At 45.8% G+C, this 7,739-nt stretch carries 4 protein-coding genes and 1 pseudogene; 3 read left to right on the top strand and 2 right to left on the bottom strand.

Features of this window, described 5'->3' with window-relative positions:
• Together PLH26_RS18150 and xylA are read right to left on the bottom strand one after the other, a co-directional pair.
• A pseudogene (locus tag PLH26_RS18150) lies at positions 1-195 on the bottom strand (aspartate aminotransferase); the annotation flags it as partial.
• Positions 196-279: 84 nt separating this feature from the next.
• Complete coding sequence (gene xylA / locus PLH26_RS18145) at positions 280-1,608, bottom strand: xylose isomerase (protein WP_324587449.1); 1,329 nt, start codon at positions 1,606-1,608, stop codon at positions 280-282.
• A 364-nt stretch (positions 1,609-1,972) separates the two neighbouring features.
• Between xylA and PLH26_RS18140 the strand changes: the two genes are divergently transcribed.
• The 3 genes from PLH26_RS18140 to PLH26_RS18130 all read left to right on the top strand — a co-directional run bounded on the left by PLH26_RS18140 (position 1,973) and on the right by PLH26_RS18130 (position 7,596).
• Positions 1,973-2,572 (top strand): RNA polymerase sigma factor, encoded by a 600-nt coding sequence (locus tag PLH26_RS18140; RefSeq protein WP_324587448.1) that lies wholly within the window; start codon positions 1,973-1,975, stop codon positions 2,570-2,572.
• Between the two features lie 129 nt (positions 2,573-2,701).
• Positions 2,702-3,895: a FecR family protein gene (locus tag PLH26_RS18135; protein WP_324587447.1), complete on the top strand. Its 1,194-nt coding sequence runs from the start codon at positions 2,702-2,704 to the stop codon at positions 3,893-3,895.
• Positions 3,896-4,164: 269 nt separating this feature from the next.
• A complete protein-coding gene (locus PLH26_RS18130; RefSeq protein ID WP_324587446.1) occupies positions 4,165-7,596 on the top strand; it encodes a TonB-dependent receptor in 3,432 nt (1,143 codons plus the stop codon).
• Positions 7,597-7,739 lie beyond the last annotated feature (143 nt).

The raw sequence follows: 7,739 nt of genomic DNA, 5'->3' as shown, positions 1-7,739 counted from the left end.
AGGCGTATAATGACTGTAGTTATCATCTATCGCTTTTTTAGCGTATTGCTTAACATGTTCTGGCGTATCAAAGTCGGGCTCACCGAGGCTGAGGTCAATTACGTCTATACCTTTAGCTCTTAGCTCACGGCCTAATTTTGCCATCTTTAATGTTTCCGGCTCATTGAATTTCTGTAGTCTCGAAGAAAGTTTCATGTTTGTATATTCAAAATATTATACTACTGGTTTTAAAAAAGCCAGCAAACCTACATCAAAATGATGATTCCGAGCGCAGTTATTTCAGATATACCGGTTGATCATATTTTCCAGCCATTCCTGCTTGCCGCTCAGTTGTTCGGGTTCCCCGTTTTCCGCCGCAAAGTTTCTCAGGTCTTCTAATTTCAGCTTCCCCTGCTCAAAGCTTCGTCCTGTTCCGTTGTCAAATGAAGCATAGCGTTCTTTACGGAATTTTTGATAAGGAGATTTTTGTAATACATTGTCTGCAATGACCAGCGCCCTGGCAAATGCATCCATGCCGCCGATATGCGCATGAAAAATATCTTCCAGGTCGGTTGAATTCCTGCGGGTTTTAGCATCGAAATTGACACCACCACCGGCAAAGCCTCCCGCTTCAAGAATGATAAGTAACGATTCAGCCAATTCATTGAGATTGGTAGGGAACTGATCGGTATCCCATCCGTTCTGGTAATCGCCGCGGTTGGCATCCATGCTGCCCAGCATGCCATTGTCGGCTGCTACCTGCAACTCGTGCTGGAAAGTATGACCGGCCAATGTTGCATGGTTTACTTCAATATTCAATTTAAAATCCTTGTCTAAACCATAATGCCGGAGAAACCCTATTACCGTAGCGCTGTCATAATCGTATTGATGCTTGGTAGGTTCGCAGGGTTTGGGCTCAATGAAAAAAGTGCCTTTGAATCCGTTGCCGCGTGCATAGTCGCGTGCCATGGTTAAAAAAGCAGCCAGGTGATCCAGCTCTCTTTTCATATTGGTGTTCAACAGGGTCATATAGCCTTCCCTTCCGCCCCAGAATACATAGTTCTCACCGTTTAAGGCAATAGTAGCATCCAGTGCATTCTTAACCTGCGCGCCTGCGTATGCTACCGCCTTAAAATCGGGGTTGGTAGAAGCGCCGTTCATGTAGCGTGGATTGGAAAATACATTGGCGGTGCCCCATAAAAGCTTTACCCCGCTGGCTTGCTGCTTGGCTTTTGCATAATCCACAATAGCCCGGAGGCGGGTTTCATATTCGGTAAGGGAATTCCCTTCATCCACGAGGTCTATATCATGAAAACAATAGTAAGGAACGCCTAATTTGGTGATGAACTCAAAAGCGGCGTCCATCTTATCTTTTGCACGTTGTACGGCATCCTGGTTGGCATCCCACGGGAACCGTTTGGTACCCGGACCAAAAGGGTCACCGCCTGTTCCGCAGAAAGTATGCCAGTATGCCACGGCAAAACGCAGATGTTCTTTCATGGTTTTGCCTGCCACCACCCTGCTTTCATCATACCATTTATATGAAAGCGGGTTATCCGACTGCGGGCCTTCAAATTTGATCTTACCGATACCGGGAAAATATTCGCGGTTGCCTAAAGTAACGCTCATGATTTTGTTGTTATTCGTTATACAAAAAATTAAGGGTGCTAAAGATAAGGCAAATACAGAATTTGAAAATTTGAAAATATGGCAATTTGAAAATGTAGCGGTCGGCACGCGACGAAGGAGGCGTCAGACCGCGGGACAATTTGAAAATGTAGCGGTCGGTACGCGACAAAGGAAGCGTCAGACCGCGGGCAATTTGAAAATGTAGCGGCCGGTACGCGACGAAGGAGGTGCTAAACCGCGGGCATGCCTTGCTGCAGGCTCAATTCATGCATACGATTGCGTAGCTTTTTATGGAAACTACGGTTATTTTTTTGTATTTTAGTTCAATCAATTTATTATTTTAACCATTACCCAAACGAGCTGTGTGAGAGGCGATATACAAATAGATGAAACATATCTTTTACACCAGTTGGCAACCGGTGACGAAGGCGCCTTCCGCATATTGTATGATAGCTACCGGGACAAACTTTTCTTTTATGTGCTGCGCATAACAGAGTCACGACAAATAGCTGAGGATGTATTGCAGGAAGTATTTGTAAAGATCTGGATTGACAGGGAAAGCATGGAGCATATCCGGTGTTTCAGCGCCTGGTTGTTCAGGGTGGCAAAAAATAAAACAATAAACGGGTTGCGCAGGTTGTCTCTTGAAACCTTAATTCTTGCTGAAATAGCATCTAATACAGATAAGCAGGTAAACAATACTTCGGAAACCATTGATTTCCTTGATACCAAAAAAGCCCTGCACCATGCCATGGAACAGTTGCCGCCGCAACAAAAGCTGGTATACCGACTAAGATGGGAGCAAGGCTTAAAAAGCCGGGAAATAGCGCGGCAATTGAATATTTCACCTTTAACGGTTAAAAAGCATATAGCCAGAGCCTCACGTTCCATCCGCAGCCTGCTCGAAAAACAAACAGCCATATCTGTAACGGTGGTTTCCCTTATTTTTAATTTGCCACAATAATTTTTACCGGCAGTACTCCTTTTCTTTTGGCCGATTGTCTGTATGCTAACGGCATGCCGGTAGTCCGGATCATATTATTGCCTGCAGTAAAGAAACCTGCGGGAACTACAGTTTAAATTAGGTGCGTGTATGCAAAAGAAAAGATTTCTCTATTTATTGAAGAAACATTTATCAAAAACCTGCTCACCTTCCGAAAAAGAAGAGCTTTCGCGGATGATGCTGGAAATAAGCAACAATGAATTGCTTGCCGGCTGGATGGAAGAAGCGTGGCATTCGTTCACACCCGCGGAAGCCTTAACACCGGAGGAGGCAGATGCACATTTTAATACGATCCTGGCGTCGTCTAAAAACAACAACAATGAACACACCATCCCGCTGCGGAGTGTTAGACCTGTAAACCGTTACTGGCTGCGCATAGTGGCAATATTTTTTGTTGCGCTTACCGGCGCCACTACCTGGTTTTTCATCAACCGTAAACCTGCAGAAGCTACTACAAACAATGCGAAAGATACATATGTACATGATGTAACACCAGGGGGCAATTATGCCACGTTAACGCTTTCGGACGGAAGCAAGGTAATCCTCGACAGCGCATCAAACGGAATAGTGGCCAACCAGGGCAGCGCCAAAATCATAAAGCTTGCCAGCGGGAAGCTGAAGTATGAAAACGCCGATGGCACACGCAGGGTAATATACAATACCATGAGCACACCCACGGGAGGTGAGTACAGGCTGATGCTGCCCGATGGAACAGAAGTATGGTTAAATGCGGCATCATCCATTACTTACCCGGTTGCTTTTGCCGGCAATGAAAGAGAGGTATCCATTACAGGCGAAGTATATTTTGAGGTAAAAAAGAATACGGCAAAACCCTTTAAAGTGAAAGTAAATGAACAGGTGATCGAGGTACTGGGTACTCATTTTAATATTAATGCATACAACAACGAAGAGGCTGTAAAAACAACCCTGTCGGAAGGATCTGTAAAAGTTGCCAGCGGAAAAAATTTCATGATCTTACAACCGGGCCAGCAGGCACAGCATGAAAAAAACGGACAACTGAAACTAATAAGCAATCCCGATATGGAAGAAACATTTGCATGGAAAGACGGCTTATTCCGCTTTAACGGGGCAGGCATTGCAACGATAATGAAACAGGCAGCGCGCTGGTATGGAGTGGAGGTAGTATATAAAGACAGGATTGACGAAACTTTTGTTGCCGAAATACCCAGGCATGTTAATCTCTCCAAGCTGCTTGAATTGCTGGAACTGACCAAACAGGTACATTTTAACATTGAAGGAAAAACAGTAACGGTAACACGCTGAGAGATTAAAAAAACATCGCAAATATTTTACGATCCCGATCAAACAAAAATGAAGCAACTATAAAAGTGAACAATGCCCAAAAAGGCCGGAAGCGTTGGAAGCACTTCCGGCAGGATGTAAAGGCTATTGTTTAAACAATCAAAAGGAAGAGACAGATCATTTATTAATAACCTAAACAAAACAAAGCTATGCGATTAAAGGTTTATCGCCAAGCACTCAGGTGCAGGTTCTTTAACTATAACCCGGCAATACTAAAACTCTGCTTAGTTATGAAACTAACTGTCATTTTGTTATTGACCTGTGTATTACAGGTAAATGCAAAAGGGTACGCCCAGGGTGTAACACTGAAGCTGAAGCATGTTACCCTTGAAAAAGTGTTAAAAGAAATTGCAAAGCAAACCGGTTACCACGTTATTTACGGTAAATCGGAGATAGCAAAGGCTGCCAGGGTAGATGTGAACGTTACCAACTCCAGCCCGGAAGAAGTGTTATCGCTGGTTTTCAAAAACCAGGCCCTGTCGTATACGATCAGGGATAAGTTTATTGTGATATCTCCTGCGCCGGCTCCTCAAATTACAGCCCCTTCCATCCCGCCACCACCCCCGCCTGTAGACATCCGGGGAACCGTGCTGTCGGGAGATGATCCCGCGTTACCCCTGGAAGGCGCTTCCGTAAAGCTGAAAGGGAGCGACAGGGGAACCACCACCAATGCAATGGGCGAATTTTTGCTCCAGATCCCGGACGAATCCGGCACACTTGTTATTTCATTCATAGGCTATGAAACCGTTGAAGTAGCGGTTTCAAAAACCCGTTCCGTTGTAAATGTTACATTAAATACCATCGAAAGACAAACGGAGGAAATAGTGGTGATCGGCTACGGCACACAGCGCAAAAGAGATGTTACCGGCGCCGTTTCATCCGTAAAAGCAAAAGACCTTGTACTCTCTTCCGGTCCCGAGATCGGCAATATGCTGAAAGGGAAAGTAGCCGGTTTAACCATCCGGCAGAACAGCGCCCAGCCGGGTGGCGGGCTTGATATACTGGTGCGGGGCGCCGGATCGGTAAATGCGAGCAATGCACCTTTGTTTGTAGTAGACGGCTTCCCGATCACCGACCTGGAGCAACCCCAGAGCGGCGGCAGGTACCAGGCCGGAACACAAAGCATACTCAATTCTTTTAACCCCAATGATATTGAATCCATAGAAGTACTGAAGGACGCGAGCGCTACTTCTATTTACGGTTCAAGAGCCGCGAACGGCGTTATTCTTATTACCACAAAAAGAGGCAGGGAAGGAGCATTGCGGGTACAGTATTCCGGCAATTACTCCGTTCAGAAATACAATAATCCCTTCGACGTGCTTCCCCTGAACGAATGGATGCAGGTGCGCAATGAGGCTGCCTGGGAACAATGGCAGTTTGATAACAACGTTTATCCGTACGGCGCCAAAACGCAGGAAGAAGCCGAAGCCAACCCGGTAAACGGCCCATTCAGGAAATTATATACGCAAAACGCCATTAACAATGTAGGCCGCGGAACGGATTGGTTTGACCTGGTTACCAGGGACGGCTCTACCATGCAGCACAACATCTCTCTTTCCGGCGGCACCCGGTATACCAAATACCTTATATCCGGTAACTATTACGATCAGAAAGGCATTATCAAAAACTCCGCTTTCAAAAGATATTCTGTAAGAGCAAATATTGACCAGGAAATAAACAGGTACATCAAAACAGGCATCAACTTAACCGCCAGCAGGATTGACAACCTGAATACGCAACTGGGCGATCAGCCATTCGAAAATTCAGGGATCATACGGGCTGCCATACAACAGGGGCCGCACATTCCCGCTATTGATGAAGACGGCAATTATCCCCTGAACCCTCAACTGGCGCTGCAACCCAACCCCTACTCACTACTGACCATAAGCGACGAGGGAAGGATTGAAAGGTTGCTCGGCAATTTCTTTGTTGATGTTATTCCTGTTAAAGACCTGACCATTAAATTGAAAGCGGGTATAGACAGGGGGATCAGCAAAAGACAAAGTTATCTGCCCACTACCACACTCCATGGCCAACTGGAGCATGGAAGGGCATTTATATCCAACTCAGACAATAACTCCTACCTGCTTGAGGCAACTGCCAACTATACAAAACAAATCAGCCAGGCACACAGCTTTGACCTGCTTGCCGGTATTTCGCAGCAAAAGTTCGTTAACAGCTTCAGCAGCGAAGGAGCCACCGGCTTTATTACAGATGCATTTTTATGGAACAATCTTGGTGCGGGAAGCATTCAGTTGCCCACCAGTTCATCGGGTTCAAAAAATATGATCGCTTCTTATTTCGGCAGGTTGAACTATAATTATAAGAGCCGTTACTATGCTACCGTTACCGTGCGTACAGATGGCGCCAGCGTTTTTGCGGTCAACAACAAATGGGGCACTTTCCCATCGGCAGCCCTGGCATGGAATGTGGCAGAAGAACCTTTTTTTGCAGCCCTAAAAAATACCGTTTCCCAGCTTAAGATCAGGCTGAGCTATGGTCAAACCGGCAATGCCACCATCAACAGCAATGCTTTTGCGGCTTATTCCGCTTATCCGGCATGGTTATCGGGCAATGACACACGGCTTATTGGTGTTTCATTGTCGCGGCTCGAAAATCCTGATCTGAAATGGGAAACCACTACCGGCGCTAACCTGGGAGTTGACTTCTCATTGTTCGGCGGCAAAGTAGACGGCTCAGTGGAAGTGTATAACAATGTGATCTCCGATCTGCTGGGTACTAAAACACTGAACTCTTACCAGGAAGTAAATACCATCATTGCCAATATAGGCAAAACAAGAAACAGGGGTTTTGAAATAACCGTTAATACACGCAATGTACAGTCTGCCGGTTTCCAGTGGAGAACGATGTTTACGTTTGCACGTTACAAAGATACCTGGCTGGAAAGGGCGCCGGACTGGAAGCCTGCAGTATATGAAAACGCCAACGACCCCATAAGAGCGGTATACAGCCGGGTGGCAGATGGTATTTTACAGGTAGGAGAAGAAAAGCCGGAATCACAGCCGGAGCTAAAACCCGGCATGATAAAAATTAAGGACATTAACGGATTTGACAGAGATAATAATGGTAACCCGGTCGTAGATGCCAATGGCAGGTTTGTGCGTACGGGTAAGCCCGACGGAATAATTGATGATGCAGATACAGAGCTTATGGGCACTTCCGACCCGAGCTTTATGGCAGGCATCACCAATATTTTCACTTATAAGGATTTCAGCCTCAATTTTGATCTCAACGCGCTGTTTGGCCGTCGTTTTGCCGACCCCAACTACACTGCCTATGGCGTTAGCGCTGCAGGCGTTTATTCCAACGGCTACAATGCTTTGCGGGTAGTAAAGGAAAGATGGACGCCTGAAAACCCGTCCGCCACGCATCCCGGCTCTTTTTACGGGTGGTCTCCTTACGGCATCGGTGATTTTTTTGTACAGGACGCCTGGTTTATACGGCTTCAGAATATTTCATTGGGCTATAACCTCCCGCAAAGCATTTTCAGCAACGTATTCAGTTCGGCACGCGTCCATGCAGATGTACAGAACCTTTTTGTGATCAGTCCCTATACAGGAGTGGACCCCGAAACCGATTCCTATACTGCGGCATATCCATATATCAGGACCTATACCATAGGACTCAATCTTAATTTCTAAATTTTACTTTAACCCATAAAGTATGAAAAAATATATTATTGTTATACTGCTGCCGTTTGCATTCCTGGCAAACAGTTGCACCAAGGACCTGGTGCCTATTGATTATTCCGAGATCAATCCCAATATCTTTCCCAAATCGGCTT

Origin of the sequence: Agriterribacter sp. (genome assembly GCF_035444585.1) — a bacterium.
In the GTDB taxonomy this organism is placed as follows: domain Bacteria; phylum Bacteroidota; class Bacteroidia; order Chitinophagales; family Chitinophagaceae; genus Agriterribacter.
This window is presented reverse-complemented; position numbering and strand designations above follow the sequence as displayed.

Excerpts from the sequence above, each read along its gene's own strand:
- xylA (WP_324587449.1), bottom strand. The coding sequence starts at position 1,608 with ATGAGCGTTACTTTAGGCAACCGCGAATATTTTCCCGGTATCGGTAAG.
- PLH26_RS18130 (WP_324587446.1), top strand. The coding sequence starts at position 4,165 with ATGAAACTAACTGTCATTTTGTTATTGACCTGTGTATTACAGGTAAAT.
- PLH26_RS18135 (WP_324587447.1), top strand. The coding sequence starts at position 2,702 with ATGCAAAAGAAAAGATTTCTCTATTTATTGAAGAAACATTTATCAAAA.